Here is a 21586-nt window from a genome sequence, read left to right on the forward strand (position 1 = left end):
TCAAGTCGGCGCCCTCTGTGGTGGGGTCGCTGCTGTGGTTGGGGGGCTTCGACTTGACCCGGGTCCCCGCGGCCAAGAACTCTGGCAGCTATCAGGGGGACGGGGGGAGTCTGGCGACGGGTGCGGGGCTCGGCGGGCCTGGTTGCGTCCGCGATGTGGGATTTGCCGGCGTTTTCTGGGCCGCCCACCAGGCTTACCCGAGCCTCAACACGCCTGCAGCCGTGTTGAGGCTCGGGTAAGCCTCGTGATGTAGGCGATCCTTGATGATCATCGCTGTCCACAGCCCGGCAAACGGCACGAAACGGGCATGCCAAGGGCGAGGCGTGCCCAGCCCACCACCCCCGCAGAACCTCATCACCCCGGCCCGCCCAGGCAAACTCCGGCGCACCGGAAACTGGCGCGAAGGTGTCACGCGCGAGGACGTACCATGGACCTGACCATCCGTCCATCGACTCATGAGGTTCGAGCAGCAGTGTCCGAAGAGACGCAGTCCACCGTCGGTACCGCCCGGGTCAAGCGTGGCATGGCCGAGATGCTCAAGGGTGGCGTGATCATGGACGTGGTCACGCCCGACCAGGCCCGCATCGCCGAGGACGCCGGCGCCGTCGCCGTCATGGCGCTCGAGCGGGTGCCGGCCGACATCCGCGCCCAGGGCGGCGTGGCGCGCATGAGCGACCCCGACCTCATCGACGGCATCATCGACGCCGTGTCGATCCCGGTCATGGCCAAGGCGCGCATCGGCCACTTCGTCGAGGCGCAGGTGCTGCAGAGCCTCGGCGTCGACTACATCGACGAGTCCGAGGTGCTCACCCCGGCCGACTACGAGCACCACATCGACAAGTGGCGGTTCACGGTGCCGTTCGTGTGCGGGGCGACCAACCTGGGCGAGGCGCTGCGCCGCATCAACGAGGGCGCGGCCATGATCCGCTCCAAGGGCGAGGCCGGCACCGGCGACGTCTCCAACGCGACCACCCACATGCGCCAGCTGCGCGACCAGATCACCCGGCTGGCGTCGCTGCCCGAGGACGAGTTGTACGTGGCGGCCAAGGACCTGCAGGCGCCGTACGACCTCGTCAAGGAGGTCGCCAAGGCCGGCAAGCTCCCGGTGGTGCTCTTCACCGCCGGCGGCATCGCCACCCCGGCCGATGCCGCCATGATGATGCAGCTGGGCGCCGAGGGCGTCTTCGTCGGCTCGGGCATCTTCAAGTCCGGCGACCCCGCCCGCCGCGCCGAGGCCATCGTCAAGGCCACCACGTTCTACAACGACCCCGACACGCTGGCGAAGGTATCCCGCGGCCTCGGCGAGGCCATGGTGGGCATCAACGTCGCCGACGTGCCTGAGCCGCACCGGCTGGCCGAGCGCGGCTGGTGACCCCGCGGCCGTGACGGCGGACGCCTCCGACCTGGGGGAGTGGCGCGACGACGACGGTGTCTGGTTCCGTCGCGCCGCCCGGGTCATCGCGGTCGACGCCGCCGGCCGGGTGCTGATGATGCGCGGGTACGACCCCGCCGACCACCAGCACGTCTGGTGGATCACGCCCGGCGGCGGCCTCGAGCCCGGCGAGGACGAGCGGGCCGGGGCGGTCCGCGAGCTGTTCGAGGAGAGCGGCATCCGCCTCGACCCCGCCGACCTCGCCGGCCCGGTCGCCAGCCGCAGCGCGCTGTTCAGCTTCGACGGCCGCCCGTACCGGCAGGACGAGGTGCTGTTCTTCGCCCGGGTCGCCGGCGCGCACGAGCACGACGAGCTCGACACCACCGGCTGGACCTCGGTCGAGCGGGCATCGGTGACGGAACTGCGCTGGGTCAGCGCCGACGAGCTCGACGCCGTCACCGAGCCGGTGTACCCGCCGGCGCTCCCGGCCATGGTCCGCGGCCTCCTCGACCGCGGCTGGGACGGCGTCGCCCATACGGTCGACTGACCGCGGAAACGGTAAAATCGAAGGTCGGAAGAACCGAACGGAAGGCACACCGTGTCCCAGCCCACCGTGGGCGTGCTGGCCCTGCAGGGTGACGTCCGCGAGCACCAGCGCATGCTGGCCGCCGCGGGCGCGCAGAGCACGCCCGTTCGCACGCCGGCCGAGCTCGACGCCGTCGACGCCCTCGTGCTGCCCGGCGGCGAGTCCACCACCATGTGGCGGCTGGCGCGCACGTTCGGGCTGCTCGAGCCGCTGCGCCGGCGGGTCGCCGGCGGCATGCCCGCCTACGGGTCGTGCGCCGGCATGATCATGCTGGCCGACCGCATCGAGGGCGGCGTCGCGGGTCAAGAGACCGTCGGCGGCATGGACATCACGGTGCGCCGCAACGCCTTCGGCCGCCAGGTCGACTCCTTCGAGGCCGACATCGACTTCCCGGCCCTGCCCGATCCGCAGCGACCCCTTCATGCCGTCTTCATTCGGGCGCCGTGGGTCGAGAAGGTCGGCGACGGCGTCGACGTGCTGGCCCGTACCGCAGGTAATATCGTCGCGGTCCGGCAGGGACGGCTCCTGGCCACGTCCTTCCACCCGGAACTGACAGCGGACGCGCGTGTGCACGCGCTCTTCCTCGACATCGTGAAGGAGGCTTGACCCCTATGTCCGGCCACTCCAAGTGGGCGACCACCAAGCACAAGAAGGCCCTGGTCGACGCGAAGCGGGGCAAGCTCTTCGCCAAGCTGATCAAGAACGTCGAGGTCGCGGCCCGCACGGGCGGCGGCGACCCCGCGGGCAACCCGACGCTCTACGACGCCATCCAGAAGGCGAAGAAGTCGTCGGTCCCCAACGACAACATCGACCGCGCCGTCAAGCGCGGCTCCGGCGCCGAGGGCGGTGGCGCGGAGTACCAGACCATCATGTACGAGGGCTACGGCCCCAACGGCGTCGCGGTGCTCATCGAGTGCCTCACCGACAACCGCAACCGCGCGGCGTCCGAGGTCCGCGTCGCCATGACCCGCAACGGCGGCTCCATGGCCGACCCCGGCTCGGTGTCCTACATGTTCGACCGCAAGGGCGTCGTCGTCGTGCCGACGGTGCAGGACGGCGGGCGCAAGGTCACCGAGGACGACCTCCTCGAGGTCGTGCTCGACGCCGGCGCCGAGGACGTCGAGGACCTCGGCGAGGCGTTCGAGATCCGCAGCGAGGCCACCGACCTCGTCGCCGTCCGCACCGCCGTCCAGCAGGCCGGCCTCGACTACGACTCCGCGGAGTCGTCGTTCATCCCGTCGGTCAGCGTCCCGCTCGACGAGGACGGCGCCCGAAAGATCTTCCGGCTCATCGACGCCCTCGAGGACAGCGACGACGTCCAGAACGTCTGGGCCAACTTCGACGTCTCCGACGAGGTCATGGCGGCGGTCGACTGATCGGGTGCGGCGCGTCTGCGACGCCCGCACCACGCCCGCCGGTAGTGTCGCCACCGAACTGGTGTTCGGTGAAGGGTGCTACATGCGGGTGTTGGGGGTCGATCCGGGGCTGACGCGCTGCGGGCTCGGCATCGTCGAGGGGTCGCCCGGGCGGGCGCTGAACCTCGTCGCCGTCGACGTCGTCCGCACGCCCGCCGACGCCGAGCTGGGGCACCGGCTCCTGGCCATCGAGACCGCCATCGACGAGTGGCTGGCCACGTACCGGCCCGACACCGTCGCCGTCGAGCGGGTGTTCAGCCAGCACAACGTCCGCACCGTCATGGGGACGGCGCAGGCCAGCGGCGTGGCGACCCTCGCGGCCGCCCGCCGCGGCATCCCCGTCGTCACCCACACGCCCAGCGAGGTCAAGGCCGCCGTCAGTGGCAGCGGCCAGGCCGATAAGGCACAGGTCGCTTTCATGGTGACCCGGCTGCTGCGGCTCGACGCCGCGCCCAAGCCGGCGGACGCCAGCGACGCGCTCGCCCTCGCGATCTGCCAGGTGTGGCGGGGGGCGGCACAGAACCGGCTGCAGGCCGCGGTCGCCGCGGCGGGGAGGGGTCGACGGTGATCGCTTACGTCCGTGGCCAGGTCACGGTGGTGCGCCCTACGGAGGCAGTCGTCGACGTCGGCGGCGTCGGGCTGGCGCTGCACTGCACGCCGGCGACGACGTCGGCGCTGCGGCTGGGCGAGGTGGCCCAGCTGGCCGCCAGCCTCGTCGTGCGCGAGGACTCGCTGACGCTGTACGGCTTCGCCGACGAGGACGAGAAGACGGTCTTCGAGCTGCTGCAGACCGCCAGCGGCGTCGGACCGCGGCTGGCGCAGGCCATGCTGTCGGTGCACTCGCCCGACGACCTGCGCCGTGCGGTGGCCACCGAGGACCTCGTCGCGCTGACGAAGGTGCCGGGCATCGGCAAGAAGGGCGCTCAGCGCATCGTCATCGAGCTCAAGGACAAGCTCGGCCTGCCCGGCGGCGGTCCCTCGCTGGCCGCGGTGCCGTCCGCTCCGGCTCCGGGCGCCGACGGCTGGCAGGTGCAGGTGCACGAGGCGCTGCTCGGGCTGGGCTGGTCCACCCGCGAGGCCGACCGCGCCGTCGAGTCCGTGGCAGCGGAGCTGAACGGTGAGGCCGCCGGCATGGACGTCTCGACGCTGCTGCGCAAGGCGTTGCGTACGCTGGCCAGGACATGAGCTTCCCCGACGACCACGTACACCGGCTGGTGGGCGGCGACGCCGACCAGGAGGAGCGGACCGTCGAGGCGGCGCTGCGCCCGCGCACGCTGGCGGAGTTCGTCGGGCAGGAGCGCCTGCGCGAGCAGCTCTCGCTCGTCCTCGACGCCGCCCGCGCCCGGGGCCGGAGTGCCGACCACATCCTGCTGTCCGGCCCGCCCGGCCTCGGCAAGACGACGCTGGCCATGATCGTCGCCGCGGAGATGGGCGTCCCGCTGCGCATCACCAGCGGCCCGGCCATCCAGCACGCCGGCGACCTCGCGGCCATCCTGTCCTCGGTCAACGAGGGCGACGTGCTGTTCTTCGACGAGATCCACCGCATGGCCCGGCCGGCCGAGGAGATGCTCTACACCGCCATGGAGGACTTCCGGGTCGACGTCGTGGTCGGCAAGGGCCCGGGCGCGACGGCGATCCCGCTGGACCTCCCGCACTTCACCATGGTCGGCGCCACGACCCGGACCGGCCTGCTGCCGGGGCCGCTGCGCGACCGGTTCGGGTTCACCGGGCACCTCGAGCTGTACGAGCCGGCCGAGCTGGAGCTGGTGCTGCGCCGCTCCGCCGGGCTGCTCGACGTCGAGCTGAAGGGCGACGGCACGGGCGAGATCGCCGGCCGGTCCCGCGGCACGCCGCGCATCGCCAACCGGCTGCTGCGCCGGGTCCGCGACTTCGCCGAGGTCCGCGGCAACGGCGTCATCACCGGCGACGTCGCCCGCGCGGCGCTGAAGGTGTTCGCCGTCGACGAGCTGGGCCTCGACCGCCTCGACCGCGCGGTGCTGACGGCGCTGTGCAAGAGCTTCGGTGGGGGACCGGTGGGCCTTGGCACGCTCGCGGTCGCCGTCGGCGAGGAGCGCGAGACCGTCGAGGAGGTCGCCGAGCCGTTCCTCGTCCGCGCCGGGCTGCTGATGCGCACGCCGCGCGGGCGGGTCGCGACCCCGGCGGCGTGGACGCACCTCGGGCTGGCCGTCCCGGCGCAGACGGCGTTCGGACGCGGGTTCGACGAGCCCGATCTGTTCTCGGCCGCCGACGGGGCGTAGTAGACCCGCCGGGTGTGGGTAGACTCGACCTTTCGGTGGCCGCCAGGGTCACCGTCCGGTACATACGGCCCCGCCGTCGCGCGGGAGCACTGGGAAGGATCTCGTAGATCACCATGGATGCTGCGTCGTTGCTGCTCCCGATCCTGCTGATCGCTGTCTTCTATTTCCTGCTCATCCGCCCGCAGCAGAAGCAGCGCAGGCAGATGGCGGAGCTCCAGCAGTCGGTCCAGCCCGGGTCGAAGGTCATGACGAGCGCCGGACTGCTCGCCACCGTCGTCGAGGTCGACACCGAGAAGGACGAGATCGTGCTCGAGGTGGCGCCGGGCGTCCACAACCGCTACGTCCGCCGCGCCATCGTCAACGTGCTCCCGTCCGAGGAGCCCTCGGTCGCCGACATCGCCGACGACGCGCCCACGCACGAGCCGGTGCAGGCCAAGGGCGAGGACCGCACCAACGGCGACGACATCCGCTGACGCCGTCGCCGCGCGCCCGCGATAGCCTCTGACCCCGTGACGAACATGCCGGCCATCGCCGACTCCGACCGCGATCTGCTGCTGTCCCGCATCCGCGACGTGCCGGACTGGCCGGAGCCGGGCGTGGTCTTCAAGGACATCACCCCGCTGCTGCGCGACCCTGCCGCGTTCGACACCATGATCGAGCTGCTGAGCGGGGTCGGCGGCCAGGATGTCGACGTCGTCGTGGGCATCGAGGCGCGCGGGTTCATCCTGGGCGCGCCGGTCGCGCACCGCCTCGGCGCCGGCTTCGTCCCGATCCGCAAGGCGGGCAAGCTGCCCTGGACCACCACGGCCGCCAGCTACGCCCTCGAGTACGGCGAGGCGACCATCGAGGTCCACACCGACGCCTTCCGGCCGGGGGAGCGGGTCCTCATCGTCGACGACGTGCTCGCCACCGGCGGGACGGTGCGCGCGACGGTCGACCTCGTGCGCGGTGCCGGTGCCGACGTGGTGGGCGTGGGCATCCTCATGGAGCTCGGCTTCCTGAGCGGCCGGGCCAAGCTCGACGACGTCAACCTCCGGTCGTTGCTGGTCATCTAGCCATGGACGACGGGGCGATGGCGCTGTTCCTGGCGCCGTTCGCCCTGTCCCTGGCCGCCGCCCTGGTGGCGCGGCGATGGTGGGCCCTGATCGTGCCGCTGGTGGCGGTGCCGCTCTACTACGCCGGCCTGCGCTACGGCTGGTGGGGCGGCGGTGTCGGCGACGGCGGGTGGGTCCAGCTCGCCCTGCTGCTCACGCTGGCCGCCGTCGCCGGCTGCGCCGCCGTCATCGCCCTGCTGCGCCCGCCCGGTGGTTTGCGCGGGAAATAATATGCGCGCATACTAAGTGCATGATCGAGCTCGCCACCGCATCCCGCGCGTCCACGGCCGCGCCCTCGCTCTTCTTCGACCGGTGGGTCGACCACTCCAGCTGGTCCGCGTGGTCGCCCGACACGGAATGGGTCCGGGTCGACGGTCCCGTGAAGGCCGGCGCACACGGCGTGCTCAAGCCGAAGGGCGGCCCGAGGACGAAGTTCCTGGTGGCCGAGTGCGAACGGGACCGCGTCTACACCGATGTGAGCCGGGTCCCGGGAGCCACGCTGACCTTCCGGCACACCGCCGCTCCCTCGCCCACGGGGTCGGAGCTGACGGTGACCGTGTGGCTCGAGGGGCCGATGTCGTGGTTGTGGGCACGCACGGCCTTCCGCGGGTTCCGGCAGTCCGTCCCGGCCGACCTCGACCGCCTCGTCGCCCTCGTGGAATCGTGACCGGCTCGCTCTCGAGCAGGTACGAGTCCGAGGGGGCCAGCCCCGGATTCATGCTCTGGCGGGTCACGAACCGCTGGCAGGCCGCCATCCGCGCGGCTCTGGTGCCGTTCGAGCTCACCCACGTGCAGTTCGTGCTCCTCGCTGCTCTGACCTGGGCCGACGACCCGGCGGGCGACACCAGCGGCATGACCCAGGCCGAGCTCGCCCAGCAGGTCCGGGCCGACCCGATGATGGTGTCGCAGGTGCTTCGCGCACTCCAGGCGAAGGGACACGTCGAACGCCTGCCGCACCCGGACGACCGCCGGGCCGTCCTGGTGCGGGTCACCGCGGGCGGGGCCGGCCTCGCCCGCCGGGCCAACGCCGCGGTCGAATCGGCCGACGAGGCGTTCTTCGGCCCGGGCACGTCCCGCGACCGGAGCTTCCTCGCTCACCTCGCCGATCTGGACGAGCGCAACCGCGGCGGCCGCTGACGCCAGTTCGGCGGTGATGCCTCCCTGACGCGGCGCGAGAGCCCATACTCGACATGGGCGTTCCAGCAGGGAACGAGCCTGCGGCAAGGCGGTGCGTTACCCCTCGGGAACAGCGACCCTCTAAGCTGTGTTGTGTCCTTCACACGGGACGAAAGGGGGCCTGTGGCCGAGCAGACCGTTCCCAGCGGCGCGCTGACCCCGGTCAGGGTGCGGGCGAGGCTTGCCCGCCTGACCGCCCAACGCCAGCAGTCCGACCCCGCGCTGGAACCGCTGTTCCGGATCATCCGGGCCAACCACCCGAAGGCCGACCTCGAGCTCATCGAGCGCGCCTATCGCAGCGCCGCGCGCGCCCACAGCGGGCAGAAGCGCAAGAGCGGCGACCCGTACATCACGCATCCGCTCGCCGTCACCACCATCCTGGCCGAGCTCGGCATGACGCCGCCCACGCTGGCGGCGGCCCTGCTGCACGACACCGTCGAGGACACCGACTACTCCCTCGAGCAGCTGCGCGCCGACTTCGGTGAAGAGATCACCATGCTGGTCGACGGCGTCACCAAGCTCGACAAGGTCAAGTACGGGCAGGCAGCACAGGCCGAGACCGTCCGCAAGATGGTCATCGCCATGGCCAAGGACATCCGCGTCCTGGTCATCAAGCTCGCCGACCGGCTGCACAACGCCCGCACCTGGCGCTACGTGCCCAAGGAGTCCGCGCGTCGCAAGGCCCACGAGACGCTCGAGATCTACGCCCCGCTGGCGCACAGGCTGGGCATGAACACCATCAAGTGGGAGCTCGAGGACCTCTCGTTCGCCACCCTGCACCCCAAGGTCTACGACGAGATCGTGCGCCTGGTGGCCGAGCGGGCCCCGTCGCGCGACGACTACCTCGCCTCGGTCATCGACCAGGTGCAGGGCGACCTGCGGGTCTCGAAGATCAAGGCGAACGTCTACGGCCGGCCCAAGCACTACTACTCGATCTACCAGAAGATGATCGTCCGCGGCCGCGACTTCGCCGACATCTACGACCTCGTCGGCATCCGCGTGCTGGTCGAGTCGGTCCGCGACTGTTACGCCGTCCTGGGCATCGTGCACGCGCGCTGGAACCCGGTCCCCGGCCGGTTCAAGGACTTCATCGCGATGCCGAAGTTCAACATGTACCAGTCGCTGCACACCACGGTCATCGGCCCGGGCGGCAAGCCGGTCGAGCTGCAGATCCGCACCCACGCCATGCACCGCCGCGCCGAGTACGGCATCGCCGCGCACTGGAAGTACAAGGAAGACTCCAACGCCGGCCGCGAGACCGACAAGCACATCGGCAACGGCGACAGCGCCGGCAACGACATGGCCTGGCTGCGCCAGCTGCTGGACTGGCAGAAGGAGACCGAGGACCCCGGCGAGTTCCTCGAGTCGCTGCGCTTCGAGATGGAGTCCAACGAGGTCTTCGTCTTCACCCCCAAGGGCGACGTCGTCGCGCTGCCGGCCGCGGCCACCCCGGTCGACTTCGCCTACGCCGTCCACACCGACATCGGCCACCGCACCATCGGCGCCCGGGTCAACGGCCGGCTGGTGCCACTCGAGTCCAACCTCGACAACGGCGACGTCGTCGAGGTGTTCACCTCGAAGGCCGCCGGCGCCGGGCCGAGCCGCGACTGGCTGACGTTCGTCACCAGCGCCCGGGCCCGCAACAAGATCAAGCAGTGGTTCTCGAAGGAGCGCCGCGAAGAGGCCATCGAGCACGGCAAGGACGCCATCGCCCGGGCCATGCGCAAGCAGGACCTCCCGCTGCAGCGCATGATGAGCCAGGAGTCGCTCAAGGCCGTCGCCGACGACCTGCGCTACCCCGACATCTCCGCGCTGTACGCGGCCGTCGGCGAGGGCAACGTCTCGGCACAGAGCATCGTGCAGAAGCTGGTGCAGATCCTCGGCGGCGAAGAGGGCACCACCGAGGACGTCGCCGAGGCGGCCACCCCGGACCGCCCGCGCCGGCGCACCGGCGGCGATCCCGGCGTCGTCGTCAAGGGCGTCTCCGACGTGTGGGTCAAGCTGGCCCGCTGCTGCACCCCGGTGCCGGGCGACACCATCGTCGGCTTCGTCACCCGCGGCTCCGGCGTGTCGGTGCACCGCGAGGACTGCGTCAACGTCGACTCCCTGCGCCGCCAGCACGGGCGCATGGTCGAGGTCGAGTGGGCACCCACGGCCAACAGCATGTTCCTCGTGGCCATCCAGGTCGAGGCGCTCGACCGCGCGCGGCTGCTCTCCGACGTCACCCGGGTGCTGTCGGACCAGCACGTGAACATCCTGTCGGCGACGGTGTCGACCAACACCGACCGCATCGCCACCAGCCGGTTCACCTTCGAGATGGCCGACCCCAAGCACCTCGGCCACGTCCTCAAGGCGGTCCGCGGCGTCGAGGGCGTCTTCGACGCCTACCGGCTCACCAGCGGCATCCCGGCGCCGACCCTGCACTGAGCCACATCGACGACGGCGTCAGCCGTGCGGTCCCGTACGGGTGCCGCAGGCTGACGCCGTCGCCGATGGTGGGTCAGCTGGTGAACTCGTCGAGCGCCTGCTGCGCCTGCTCGAGCCAGGACCGCCGGGCCGCGATGGCCTCCTCGGCCTCGCGCAGCTTGCGGTCGTTGCCGGCGTCGCGGGCCTTGGCCGCCTTCGACTCGAGGTCGGCGATCGACGCCTCGAGCTGCGTCACCGTGGCCTGGGCGCGGGCCCGGGCCTCGGGGTTGGACCGCTGCCACTCGTTCTGCTCGGCCTCGCGGATGGCGTCCTCGACGCGGCGCATGCGGCCCTCGACCGACCGCATGACGTCGCGCGGCACGTGGCCGGCGTCCTCCCAGCGCTCCTGGAGCACCCGCAACTGCTGGCGGGCGGTCTTCCAGTCGGTGACCGGCAGCAGCGCCTCGGCGTCGGCGAGGATGCCCTCCTTGACCGTCAGGTTGGCCTGCTGCTCGTCGTCGCGCTGGGACTGGTGGGCGGTGCGGGCGCCGAAGAAGGTGTCCTGGGCGGCTCTGAACCGCTTCCACAGGCTGTCCTCGACCCCTCGCGGCGCGGGGCCGGCGGCCTTCCACTGCGCCATCAGCTCGCGGTAGCGCCGCGACGTCGGGCCCCAGTCGGTCGACCCGCTGATCTCCTCGGCCTCGGTGAGGATGCGCTCCTTGATGACGCGGGCCTCGTCGCGGCGCTCGGCCAGCTCGGAGAAGTGTGCCTTGCGCCGGCGGGTGTAGTGGGTGCGGGCGGAGGAGAACCGGCGCCACAGCTCGTCGTCGGTGGCGCGGTCGAGCCGGGGCAGCGACTTCCACTCCTCGAGCAGCGCCCGCAGCGTGTCGGCGCCGTTGCGCCAGTCGTTGCCCTCGGCGATGCTCTCGGCCTGCTGCGCGATCTGCTCCTTGCGCCCGCGGGCCTCCTCCTGCGCCTTGGCCCGGGCGGCGCGGCGCTCGGCCCGCCGCTCGGCGATGCGGGCGTCGAGCGCGTCGAGCCGGCCGCCCAGCGAGGCGAGATCGCCGATGGCGTGCGCCTCGTTCAGCTGCGTGCGCACCTTGGCCACACCCTGGGCGGTGTCGTCGGGCGCGGCGGCGCCGGACTCGAGCCGCGTCTCGAGCAGGTCGACCTGGACGGCGAGGTCGTCGTACTTGCGGACGAAGAAGGCCAGCGCCTCCTCGGGCTTGCCGACCTGCCAGGAGCCGATGTTCCGCTCGCCCTCCGGGGTGCGGACGAACACCTCGCCGTGCTCGTCGACCCGGCCCCACTCGTTGGCGGCGACGGTGGGCGTGTCGGCGTCGGCGGCGGCAGCAGCGGGTGCCGCCGGCGTCGCCGGAGCGGGTGTGGCGGGCGCGGGGAGGATGTCGGCGGGCGTCGGCACGGCCACCGGCGCGGGCGTGACGGCCTCGGGCTCCGGCTCGGGCTCCGGCGTGACGGCGTCAGCTGCCGGTTCGGGCGCGGGCTCCGGCTGCGCCGGCTCCTCCGAGGCGACGGGCTCCTCCGACGCGACCGGCTCGGCCTCGGGTGCGGCCGCTTCGGGCTCCGCGGCGGCCGGGGGCTCCGGCTCGACCGCGGCCGGATCGGGATCCGGGGTGGCGGCCGCGGGCTCGGGCACGTCGGCCTCGGGCACGTCGGCCCGGGGCGCCTCGGCTTCGGGCGTCGGCGCCGCCTCGGCGGCGGCGTCGGGGGACTCGGGGGCCTCGGTGGGCTCGACCTCGGCGGCAGCGGGCGCCGCTTCGGTGGGCTCGGGGCTACCAGTCGTGTTCGTCACGGTGTCCTCATCCGGGTCAGGCGGTGGTGACGGAGTCGAGGGTGACCGGCTGGATGGGTGCGCCATCCGTCGATCCATTGTCGGTGCCGCCGTCCGCGATACCAGTGATCACGTCCAGACCAGTGGTGATCTGTCCGAAGACGGTGTAGTCGGGTGGTAGCTGGGAGTCGCCGTACACCAGGAAGAACTGGCTGCCGTTGGTGTTGGCGCCGGCGTTGGCCATGGCGACCGTCCCGGCCGGGTAGGTGGCGCCGTCGGTGTTCTCGTTGTCGTACTCGTAGCCGGGGCCGCCGGAGCCGCCGCCGGTCGGGTCGCCGCACTGCAGCACCTTCAGGCTGTCCGACGTGGTGAGGCGGTGGCAGGTGGTGCCGTCGTAGTACCCGGCGGCGGCGAGGAAGGCCAGCGAGTTGACGGTGCACGGCGCGCCGGTGTCGAGGGTGACCGTGACCGGGGCCCCGTTGAGGGTCAGCGTGGCCGTGGTGGGCAGCGGCGTGGTGAGTGCGGCCGGGTCGATGGCCGGCGGCGTGCCGAGGTTCGGGACGGCGGACTCGCCGGAGGTGCGGTAGTCGCAGGTGGCCGCGGCGGCGTCGGCGGGCGCCGAGGGATCCGTGCCGGACGCGACCGGGCTCTCGTCGTCGCCGCCGAGCGCGCCGGAGACCAGCAGCGTGCCGATGACGAGGGCGACCACGACGATGGCGCCGCCCACGACGAGGCCGATCTTCCGCCGCTTCTGGGCCTCCTCGGCCCGGCGGGCCTGCTGGCGCTCGATGTGCTGGCGCGCGAGCTCACGCCGTCGCTGCTTGGCGCTCTGGGCCACCGGCCGATCCTCCCGATCGTTCGAGAAACGCTGGGGAGGCCTCCGGGACCCCCCTTCCACGTGTGGTACGCGGGGACAGTCTAGGCAGTACACGGCGGGAATCAGATAACGAGTTCGCGGCGATGAGTGGGCCGCCGGTAACCTTCGTGGGTGCTCGTGCTCACCCTCGTCGCCCCGGTCCTGGGCACCAACTGCTATCTCGTGGCGCCCGACGGCGGCCGCGAGTGCGTCGTGATCGATCCCGGCATCGGTGTCGAGGACCAGCTGGAGAAGGCGTTCGCCGAGCACGGCGTCGAGCCGGCCGCCGTCCTCGTCACCCATGGGCACCTCGACCACACCTACGCGCTGAGCGAGCTCTGCCGCCGTCGTGACCTGCCCGTTCACCTGCACGAGGGGGACGTGTACCGGCTGGCCGACCCGCTCGGCTCGCTCGGCCCGCAGCTGGCGCAGCAGTTCGCGCAGTTCGTCGACGGCTGGACGCCGCCGGCCGACGTGCGCCCGTTCACCGGCGCCGAGACCGAGCTCGACCTCGCCGGCGTCGGGCTGCGCGCCATCCACGCCCCGGGCCATACCGAGGGGTCGACGCTCTTCGAGCTGCCCGGCGACGGTGTCGTCTTCACCGGCGACGTCCTGTTCGCGGGCACGGTGGGCCGCACCGACCTGCCGGGAGGCGACGACGCGCTCATGCGCGCGACGCTGACCCGGCTGGCGTCGGCGGACGGCCTGCCCGGAGTCACCACCGTCCGGCCCGGTCACGGCCCGGCGTCGACCCTCGACCGGGAACGCGCATCCAACCCGTACCTGCGAGGACTGTAGAGACCCTGTGAACGCGAACCCGACCTTCCGTGCCCCGAAGGGCACCTTCGACCTCGTGCCGCCGCGCGGCGAGGCCATGCTCGCCGTCCGCGAGGCCATGGCCGCTCCGCTGCGCTCGGCCGGCTACGGCTACATCGAGACGCCGAGCTTCGAGGAGACGACGCTGTTCGCCCGCGGCGTCGGCGAGTCCACGGACATCGTCACCAAGGAGATGTACTCCTTCACCACTCGTGGCGGCGACGACGTCACGCTGCGGCCCGAGGGCACGGCGCCGGTGCTGCGCGCCGTCCTCGAGAACAACCTGCACCGCGGCGCCCTGCCGGTGAAGCTCTGGTACTCCGGCTCGTACTACCGCTACGAGCGGCCGCAGAAGGGCCGCTACCGGCACTTCTCGCAGGTCGGGGCCGAGATCCTGGGCACCGAGGACCCCGCCAGCGACGCCGAGCTCATCGTGCTGGCCGTCGACGCCTACCGCGCGCTCGGGCTGACCGGCGTGCGGGTGCTGCTGAACTCGCTGGGCTCGCACGAGTCGCGCCCCGCGTACCGGGCGGCGCTGCAGGACTACCTGCGCGGCCTGGACCTCGACGAGGAGACCCGGAAGCGGGTCGAGCTCAACCCGCTGCGGGTCCTCGACGACAAGCGCCCCGAGATCCAGAAGGCGCTCACCGAGGCGCCGCTCATCACCGACTTCCTGTCTCCGGCCGACCGCGCGCACCACGACGCCGTCCGCTCGCTGCTCACCGCGTCGGGTGTGGCGTTCGAGGACGACCCGCGGCTGGTGCGCGGCCTCGACTACTACACCCGCACGCTCTTCGAGTTCGTGCACGACGGCCTCGGCTCGCAGTCCGCGGTGGGCGGCGGCGGCCGGTACGACGGCCTGTCCGAGCTGATCGGCGGTCCGGCGCTGCCCGGCGTCGGCTGGGCGCTCGGCGCCGACCGCACGCTGCTGGCCATGGAGGCCGAAGGGCTGCCGCTGCCGGGCACCACGGGCGTCCAGGTGTTCGCCGTCCCGCTCGGCGACGAGGCGGCGGCGTGGGCGTTCTCGCTGGTGACGACGCTGCGGCGCGAGGGCGTGGCGGCCGACGTCGCCACCGGCGGGCGCGGGCTCAAGGGCGCCATGAAGGCCGCCGACCGCAGCGGCGCGAAGTACGCCGTCGTCGTGGGCGAGCGCGACCTCGCCGAGGGCGTGGCCCAGGTCAAGGACCTCGCGACCGGGGAGCAGCAGGCCATCTCGGTGAACGGGCTGGTCACCCACCTCAAGCGACTCGTCTGACGGGGTGGCGGCGTGCTGATCGATCACTTCCCCGTCTACGGGATCCGCGTGCGCACGCCGAGGCTGGAGCTGCGCCTGCCCGCGCCCGAGGAGCTGGCCGAGCTCGCCGAGCTGGCCATGGACGGGATCCACGGGCCCGACCTCATGCCGTTCGGCACGCCGTGGTCCGAGCTGCCGCCCGCCGACCGCGCCCGCCGGGTCATGCAGCGCCACTGGAGGACGCTGGCGGAGCTGAAGGCCGACGCCTGGGCACTGAACCTGGTGGTCTTCCTGGACGGCCGGCCGGTCGGCGTCCAGGAGATCGAGGCCGACGACTTCGCCATCCAGCGTCAGGTCACGTCGGAGTCCTGGCTCGGCCTGCGCCACCAGGGCCGGGGCATCGGCACCGAGATGCGCGCGGCCATGCTGCACCTGGCCTTCGCCGGGCTGGGCGCCGACGAGGCGGTGTCGGTCGGCTACATGGACAACCACGCGTCGCTGCGGGTGTCGCGCAAGCTCGGCTACGCCGAGAACGGCACCAGCCGGGGCATCTCGCGGGGGAAGCTCGCGCTCGAGCAGCGCTTCCGGCTCAGCCGGGAGGCCTGGGAGCAGCACCGCACCGTCGAGGCGACCATCGAGGGTCTGGAGCCCTGCCTGCCGCTGCTCGGAGCCGAGGCCGCCGCCTGAGTTGCCTCTCGTTCGAACCTGTGTTCGAATGGAGGCATGCGCTGGGAAGGTCAGGAACTCGCCGTCACCGACGGGGCGGCACTGCCCGGCCTGCAGCGCATCGCCGGCCTGGTCCGCAGCGTCCGCACGCCCGAGTTCGAGGGCATCACGTTCCACGAGGTCACGTCCAAGTCCGCGCTGAACAAGGTGCCCGAGGCCTCGCACGTGCCGTTCCGGTGGACGGTCAACCCGTACCGCGGGTGCAGTCACGCGTGCACCTACTGCCTGTCCGGCTACGCGCCCATCACCATGTCCGACGGTTCCACCGTCCCGCTCGCGCGGGTGCGGCCGGGCGACCAGGTGCTCGGCACGCGGGTCGACGGCCTCAGCCGGCGGCTCGTGCGCACGCAGGTGCTCGACCACTGGCGCACCTCCAAGCCGGCGTTCCGGCTCGAGCTCGACGGCGGCACCTCCATCGTCGCCAGCGGCGACCACCGGTTCCTCACGCCCGACGGCTGGAAGCACGTCGCCGCGGCGGCCGAGGGCGAGGCGCCGCGACCGCATCTGACCACCCGCGACCGGCTGGTCGGGCTGCGCCGGGGTGTGGTCGGGGCGGCGGTGCGCGCCGACCAGGCGCTGACCGTCAGCTACGTGCGGCCCATGGACGTCGAGCTGCCGATGTTCGACCTCACCACCGGCACCGGCGACTTCATCGCCCACGGCGTCGTGAGCCACAACTGCTTCGCCCGCAACACCCACACCTACCTCGACCTCGACGCCGGCGACGACTTCGACCGCCAGGTCATCGTCAAGGTCAACGTCGCCGAGGTGCTGCAGCGCGAGGTCGGCCGGCGCACCTGGGCCCGCGAGCACGTCGCCATGGGCACCAACACCGACCCCTACCAGCGCGCCGAGGGCCGCTACCGGCTCATGCCCGGCATCATCGGGGCGCTGGCCGGGTCCGGCACGCCGTTCAGCATCCTCACCAAGGGCACGCTGCTGCGCCGCGACCTCCCGCTGCTGCAGCGCGCCGCCCAGGACGTCGAGGTCGGCATCGGGGTGTCGCTGGCGCTGCTCGACGAGGGGCTGCACAAGTCGGTCGAGCCCGGCACGCCCACCCCGAAGGCCCGGCTCGACCTGATTCGTGCGGTACGGGCGGCCGGACTGCCCTGCACCGTCCTGCTGGCGCCCATCCTGCCGGGGCTCACCGACTCCGAGGAGCATCTGTCCGCGCTGGTCCAAGCGGTGGCCGACGCGGGAGCGACGGGCATCAGCTACATCCCGCTGCACCTGCGGCCGGGGGCGCGCGAGTGGTACCTGGGGTGGCTCGAGTCCACCCGGCCCGACCTCCTGCCCCTGTACCGCCGGCTCTACCACCGGGGCTCCTACTCCGACCAGCGCTACCGCGACTGGCTCCGGGCCCGGGTCGAGCCGCACCTGCGGCAGTACCGGCTGCGCGACGACGACGAGGAACCGCTGGTCGACGACCGCCGCCGGCCGCTGCACGGCAAGCGCTGGGGCACCCGGCTCACGCCGACCGGCACCGGAACCGAGGCTGCCGCCGTCGTGCCCGGGCAGGACGCACTGTTCTGATCCCCCGCTCTGTCACCTGATCATTTGGCGAAACGATCAGGTGACGAAGGTGCGGGCCGGCGACGCGGTAGGTCACCTGATCGTCGGCGGGTCGACGGGAGGGAATCGCCTCGCCGTGAGCCGAGCGGGTTCCGTAGGATCGCTGCGTTGAACCCGAATGGGGTTCAACGCCAACCCTTTCGCTCGATCCCGGAGGAACACCCGTGCTCCGCACCCACGAGGCCGGCACCTTGCGTGCCGACCACGCCGGCCAGACCGTCACCCTCACCGGCTGGGTGGCCCGCCGCCGCGATCACGGGGGAGTGGCGTTCCTGGATCTGCGCGACGCGTCCGGGGTGGCGCAGGTGGTGGTGCGCGACGAGGCCGTGGCGCACGGGCTGCGCAACGAGTTCTGCATCAAGGTCACCGGGCAGGTCGGCCGCCGTCCCGAGGGGAACGAGAACCCGAACCTGCCGACCGGCGAGATCGAGGTCGTCGCCGACGCCGTCGAGGTGCTGAGCGAGGCCGAGCCGCTGCCGTTCCAGATCGACGACCACGTCGACGTCGGCGAGGAGGTGCGGCTGAAGTACCGCTACCTCGACCTGCGCCGCACCGGGCCGGCCGCCGCGATCCGCCTGCGCAGCGCGGTGAACAAGGCCGCCCGCGACGTGCTGCTGGCCGCCGACTTCGTCGAGGTCGAGACGCCGACGCTGACCCGCTCGACGCCCGAGGGGGCGCGCGACTTCCTGGTGCCGGCGCGGCTGCGCCCGGGCTCCTGGTACGCGCTGCCGCAGTCGCCGCAGCTGTTCAAGCAGCTGCTCATGGTCGCCGGGCTGGAGCGGTACTTCCAGATCGCCCGCTGCTACCGCGACGAGGACTTCCGCGCCGACCGTCAGCCCGAGTTCACCCAGCTCGACATCGAGATGAGCTTCGTCGAGCAGGACGACGTCATCGCGCTGGCCGAGAAGGTGCTGACGGCGCTGTGGGCGCTGGTCGGGCACGACATCACCACCCCGATCCCGCGCATGACCTACCGCGACGCCATGGACCGGTTCGGCTCGGACAAGCCGGACCTGCGGTTCGGGCAGGAGCTCACCGAGGTCACCGGCCACTTCGCCACCACGGAGTTCCGGGTCTTCCAGGCCCAGTACGTGGGCGCGGTCGTGCACCCGGGTGGCGCGTCGCAGACCCGCAAGGAGCTCGACGGCTGGCAGGACTGGGCCAAGGCGCGCGGCGCCCGCGGCCTCGCGTACGTGCTGGTCGGGGCCGACGGCGAGCTCTCCGGCCCGGTCGCGAAGAACCTGTCCGAGGACGAGAAGGCCGGCCTGCCGAAGCTGGTCGGCGCCGTCCCCGGCGACGCCGTGTTCTTCGCCGCCGGCCCGCGGCGCTCGTCGCAGGCGCTGCTCGGCGCGGCCCGGCTCGAGATCGGCCGCCGGGCCGGCCTCATCGACGAGAACGCCTGGGCGTTCACCTGGGTGGTCGACTCGCCGCTGTTCGAGCCGGTCGACGAGACCGACGACGTCGCCGTCGGCTCCGGCGCCTGGACCGCCGTCCACCACGCGTTCACGTCGCCGAAGCCGGACTCGATCGACACCTTCGACACCGACCCGGGCAGCGCGCTCGCCTACGCCTACGACATCGTCTGCAACGGCAACGAGATCGGCGGCGGGTCGATCCGTATCCACCGCCGCGACGTGCAGGAGCGGGTCTTCCGGGTCATGGGCCTGGGCGCGGACGAGGCGCAGGAGAAGTTCGGCTTCCTGCTCGACGCGTTCAAGTTCGGCGCCCCGCCGCACGGCGGCATCGCGTTCGGCTGGGACCGCATCACCGCGCTGCTCGCCGGGTCCGACTCGATCCGCGAGGTCATCGCGTTCCCGAAGACCGGTGGCGGGTACGACCCGCTGACCGCGGCGCCCGCGCCCATCACGGCGCAGCAGCGCAAGGAGGCCGGCATCGACGCCGTCCCGGAGAAGCCCGAGGGCTGACGCTGTCGGATCGTGCCCGTGTCCGTTCGTCTCAGGGGTAGCGGCCCCTGAGACGAACGGAAGGACCTGGCATGACCTCGACACCCACCACCGCCCCACGTCCGCTCGCCGAACGGCGCGACGTCGCCCGGCACCGGTTGGCCACGCACTACCGGCTCTGGCTGGCCACGGGCAGCGACGGTCACGGCGCCCACCTGATCCCGGTCAGCTTCGTCCGGGACGGCGCGTGCCTGGTCATGGCGACCTTCGACCGCAGCCGGACCATGGCCAACCTGCGGGCGAACCCGCGGGCCAGGGCGGCGATCGGCGACACCGATGACGTGGTCGTCGTCGACGGTGTGGTGTCGATCGTCGAGGTGCCGGACGTCGACACCACGGTGGCCGATCGGTACGCGCAGGTCTCGCACGATCCGAGGCGGATCCCCGGCTTCCGGTACCTGTACCTGCGGCCGGAGCGCATCCAGGTCTGGAACGGCTTCCACGAGTTCGGCGGGCGCACCGTCATGCTCGACGCCGCCTGGCTCGACGAGCCGATCGACTGACGGCCCGGCCGCGGTAATCCGTTTGCCCGCGGCCGGTCCGTTTGGCATCATCGAGAGCGATGTGATCCGACCGTGACTCCTGCTCGCGCCTGAGGTGTGTCCGCACCCGGCGAGCTCCCGTCGAACCTCGCCGAGGTCGGTCACGTGTCTCTTCTCTCCGTTCGTTCGCTCTCCATCGCCTACTCCGGCCGTCCGGTCCTCGACGGCGTCGGTTACGACGCCGGCCCGGGGGAGCGGCTGGGCATCGTCGGCGAGAACGGGGCCGGCAAGTCCACGCTGCTGCGGCTCTCGGCCGGGGTCGAGGTGCCCGACGCCGGCACCGTCGAGCGGCACGGCACCCTCGGATACCTCACCCAGGAGCCGGAGCTGCCGGCCGGCGGCACGGTCGACGACGCCGTCGACGCCGCGCTGGCGGAGTTCCGGGTCCTCGAGGAGCGCATGCGCGCCGCCGAGGCGAGCCTGGCCGACGGCGACCAGTCCGTCCTGGACGAGTACGGCGACCTCCTCGCCGAGTTCGAGCATCGCGACGGCTGGTCGGCCGACGCCCGGGCGGCCCGCGCGCTCGGCGGGCTCGGCCTGGCCGACGTCGCGGGGGACCGGGCACTCGACACGCTGTCGGGCGGCCAGCGGTCCCGGCTGGCGCTGGCGCTCGCCCTGGTGCGCTCGCCGGACGTCCTGCTGCTGGACGAGCCGACGAACCACCTCGACGACGACGCCATCGCGTTCCTCGAGGACGCGCTGCGCGAGTACCGCGGCGCCGTCGTCACCGTCTCGCACGACCGTGCCTTCCTCGACGGCGTCGCCACGTCGATCCTCGACCTCGACCCCGTCCTGACCGTCGAGCGCGACGGCACCCCGCACGTCGGCCCGGCCCGCTACACCGGCACCTACACCGACTACCTGGCCGGCAAGTCCGCGGCCCGGGCCCGCTGGGAGCAGGCGTACGCCACCTGGACCGACGAGGTCGACGAGGCTCGCGCCGTCGTCAAGCAGGACGCCCGGCGGGTCGGCCACGAGGGACGCGGGCGGCGCGACAACGACAAGTTCGTGGCGCACTTCCTCAGCCAGAAGGTCGACGCCGCGGTCTCGCGGCGGGTCCGCGACGCCGAGGTGCGGCTGCGCCGGCTCGAGGAGCTGCGCATCCCGAAGCCGCCGCGGCTGCTGCGCTTCGACGCCGCCCTGGGTGCCGACGTTCCCGACGGCGTGCTGGTGGCGGTCCGCGACGTGAAGGTGCCGGGCCGCATCACCGCCCGTGCGCTCGACGTCACCGCCGACACCCGGCTGATGATCACCGGCCGCAACGGCTCCGGCAAGTCGTCGTTACTCGCGGTGCTGGCCGGGGCGCTCGAGCCGGAGACCGGCGAGGTGCTGCGCTCGCGCCGGCTGCGGATCGGCTGGCTGCCCCAGACCGGCAGCTTCCCCGACCCGTCGCTGACGGCGGTTCAGGCGTTCGCCGTCGGTCGCGCCGGCCCGGCCGATGAGTACCAGGCCGAGCTGGCCGGGCTCGGGCTGCTGCCCGGACCGGCCCTGGCGATGCCGGTCGGCGCGCTGTCGGTGGGCCAGCAGCGGCGACTGGCGCTGGCCCGGCTGCTCGTTACACGGCCGCAGGTGCTGTTGCTCGACGAGCCGACGAACCACCTGTCGCTCGGACTGGTCGAGGAGCTGGAGGAGGCGGTCGACGGCGCCGGCCTGGCCGTCGTCGTGGTGACGCACGACCGCTGGGCGCGGCGGCGCTGGCAGGGCGAACGCGCCGAGGTCGTCCACAACGAGCTGCTGCTGGGCTAGTTATCCACAATTCACGAATAGCCGTTTGCGG

General features: G+C 72.4%; 22 protein-coding genes. 20 read left to right on the plus strand and 2 right to left on the minus strand.

Annotated features, from left to right (window positions below; all coding sequences use genetic code 11):
* Positions 1-472 precede the first annotated feature (472 nt).
* The 13 genes from pdxS to HD601_RS18040 all read left to right on the plus strand — a co-directional run bounded on the left by pdxS (position 473) and on the right by HD601_RS18040 (position 10328).
* Positions 473-1372 carry a pyridoxal 5'-phosphate synthase lyase subunit PdxS gene (gene pdxS, locus HD601_RS17980; RefSeq protein ID WP_184824117.1) on the plus strand — a complete coding sequence of 300 codons (900 nt, stop codon included), beginning with the start codon at positions 473-475 and terminating at the stop codon, positions 1370-1372.
* Positions 1373-1382: 10 nt separating this feature from the next.
* Positions 1383-1919 carry an NUDIX domain-containing protein gene (locus tag HD601_RS17985; RefSeq protein WP_184824119.1) on the plus strand — a complete coding sequence of 179 codons (537 nt, stop codon included), beginning with the start codon at positions 1383-1385 and terminating at the stop codon, positions 1917-1919.
* A 51-nt stretch (positions 1920-1970) separates the two neighbouring features.
* A complete protein-coding gene (gene pdxT, locus HD601_RS17990) occupies positions 1971-2564 on the plus strand; it encodes a pyridoxal 5'-phosphate synthase glutaminase subunit PdxT (protein ID WP_184824121.1) in 594 nt (197 codons plus the stop codon).
* Positions 2565-2569: 5 nt separating this feature from the next.
* Entirely contained in the window at positions 2570-3334 is a 765-nt protein-coding gene (locus HD601_RS17995) for a YebC/PmpR family DNA-binding transcriptional regulator (protein WP_184824123.1), read from the plus strand.
* Between the two features lie 82 nt (positions 3335-3416).
* Complete coding sequence (gene ruvC, locus HD601_RS18000; RefSeq protein ID WP_184824125.1) at positions 3417-3941, plus strand: crossover junction endodeoxyribonuclease RuvC; 525 nt, start codon at positions 3417-3419, stop codon at positions 3939-3941.
* Positions 3938-4558, plus strand: a complete 621-nt coding sequence (ruvA, locus tag HD601_RS18005; RefSeq protein WP_184824127.1) for a Holliday junction branch migration protein RuvA — start codon at positions 3938-3940, stop codon at positions 4556-4558. Before ruvC ends, ruvA begins: the two co-directional genes overlap by 4 nt.
* The gene (gene ruvB, locus HD601_RS18010) at positions 4555-5631 is read left to right on the plus strand and encodes a Holliday junction branch migration DNA helicase RuvB (protein WP_184824129.1); all 1077 of its coding nucleotides are present in this window, start codon (positions 4555-4557) and stop codon (positions 5629-5631) included. The genes ruvA and ruvB overlap by 4 nt, the downstream gene beginning before the upstream one ends.
* Positions 5632-5744: 113 nt before the next feature.
* Entirely contained in the window at positions 5745-6104 is a 360-nt protein-coding gene (gene yajC / locus HD601_RS18015; protein ID WP_184824131.1) for a preprotein translocase subunit YajC, read from the plus strand.
* A 45-nt stretch (positions 6105-6149) separates the two neighbouring features.
* The gene (locus tag HD601_RS18020) at positions 6150-6686 is read left to right on the plus strand and encodes an adenine phosphoribosyltransferase (protein WP_184830021.1); all 537 of its coding nucleotides are present in this window, start codon (positions 6150-6152) and stop codon (positions 6684-6686) included.
* 2 nt (positions 6687-6688) lie between these two features.
* Positions 6689-6955, plus strand: a complete 267-nt coding sequence (locus HD601_RS18025; RefSeq protein ID WP_184824133.1) for a hypothetical protein — start codon at positions 6689-6691, stop codon at positions 6953-6955.
* Between the two features lie 20 nt (positions 6956-6975).
* Positions 6976-7392, plus strand: coding sequence for an SRPBCC family protein (locus tag HD601_RS18030; protein WP_184824135.1), 417 nt, complete (start codon positions 6976-6978; stop codon positions 7390-7392).
* Positions 7389-7862 carry a MarR family transcriptional regulator gene (locus HD601_RS18035; protein ID WP_221441083.1) on the plus strand — a complete coding sequence of 158 codons (474 nt, stop codon included), beginning with the start codon at positions 7389-7391 and terminating at the stop codon, positions 7860-7862. Before HD601_RS18030 ends, HD601_RS18035 begins: the two co-directional genes overlap by 4 nt.
* 162 nt (positions 7863-8024) lie before the next feature.
* Positions 8025-10328 (plus strand): RelA/SpoT family protein, encoded by a 2304-nt coding sequence (locus tag HD601_RS18040; protein WP_343076423.1) that lies wholly within the window; start codon positions 8025-8027, stop codon positions 10326-10328.
* 73 nt (positions 10329-10401) lie between these two features.
* Here HD601_RS18040 and HD601_RS18045 read toward each other — a convergent pair whose 3' ends face one another.
* The gene (locus HD601_RS18045) at positions 10402-12120 is read right to left on the minus strand and encodes a DUF349 domain-containing protein (RefSeq protein WP_221441084.1); all 1719 of its coding nucleotides are present in this window, start codon (positions 12118-12120) and stop codon (positions 10402-10404) included.
* Between the two features lie 16 nt (positions 12121-12136).
* Positions 12137-12937, minus strand: coding sequence for a peptidylprolyl isomerase (locus tag HD601_RS34895; RefSeq protein ID WP_184824139.1), 801 nt, complete (start codon positions 12935-12937; stop codon positions 12137-12139).
* 150 nt (positions 12938-13087) lie between these two features.
* Here HD601_RS34895 and HD601_RS18055 point away from each other — a divergent pair, with 150 nt between their 5' ends.
* The 7 genes from HD601_RS18055 (at position 13088) to HD601_RS35845 (ending at position 21555) form a co-directional block, all read left to right on the plus strand.
* On the plus strand, positions 13088-13753 hold the full coding sequence (locus tag HD601_RS18055) for an MBL fold metallo-hydrolase (protein WP_184824141.1): 666 nt from the start codon (positions 13088-13090) through the stop codon (positions 13751-13753).
* A gap of 7 nt (positions 13754-13760) precedes the next feature.
* Positions 13761-15026, plus strand: a complete 1266-nt coding sequence (gene hisS, locus HD601_RS18060) for a histidine--tRNA ligase (protein ID WP_184824143.1) — start codon at positions 13761-13763, stop codon at positions 15024-15026.
* Positions 15027-15038: 12 nt separating this feature from the next.
* Positions 15039-15692 carry a GNAT family N-acetyltransferase gene (locus HD601_RS18065; protein ID WP_184824145.1) on the plus strand — a complete coding sequence of 218 codons (654 nt, stop codon included), beginning with the start codon at positions 15039-15041 and terminating at the stop codon, positions 15690-15692.
* Between the two features lie 36 nt (positions 15693-15728).
* Positions 15729-17264 (plus strand): Rv2578c family radical SAM protein, encoded by a 1536-nt coding sequence (locus tag HD601_RS18070; RefSeq protein WP_184824147.1) that lies wholly within the window; start codon positions 15729-15731, stop codon positions 17262-17264.
* Between the two features lie 203 nt (positions 17265-17467).
* Positions 17468-19228: an aspartate--tRNA ligase gene (aspS, locus tag HD601_RS18075; RefSeq protein WP_184824149.1), complete on the plus strand. Its 1761-nt coding sequence runs from the start codon at positions 17468-17470 to the stop codon at positions 19226-19228.
* 71 nt (positions 19229-19299) lie between these two features.
* Positions 19300-19770 (plus strand): pyridoxamine 5'-phosphate oxidase family protein, encoded by a 471-nt coding sequence (locus HD601_RS18080; RefSeq protein WP_184824151.1) that lies wholly within the window; start codon positions 19300-19302, stop codon positions 19768-19770.
* A gap of 144 nt (positions 19771-19914) precedes the next feature.
* Positions 19915-21555, plus strand: coding sequence for an ATP-binding cassette domain-containing protein (locus HD601_RS35845; RefSeq protein WP_184824153.1), 1641 nt, complete (start codon positions 19915-19917; stop codon positions 21553-21555).
* The last annotated feature ends 31 nt before the right edge of the window (positions 21556-21586 follow it).

The sequence above is a fragment of the Jiangella mangrovi genome (assembly GCF_014204975.1).
Lineage (GTDB): Bacteria > Actinomycetota > Actinomycetes > Jiangellales > Jiangellaceae > Jiangella > Jiangella mangrovi.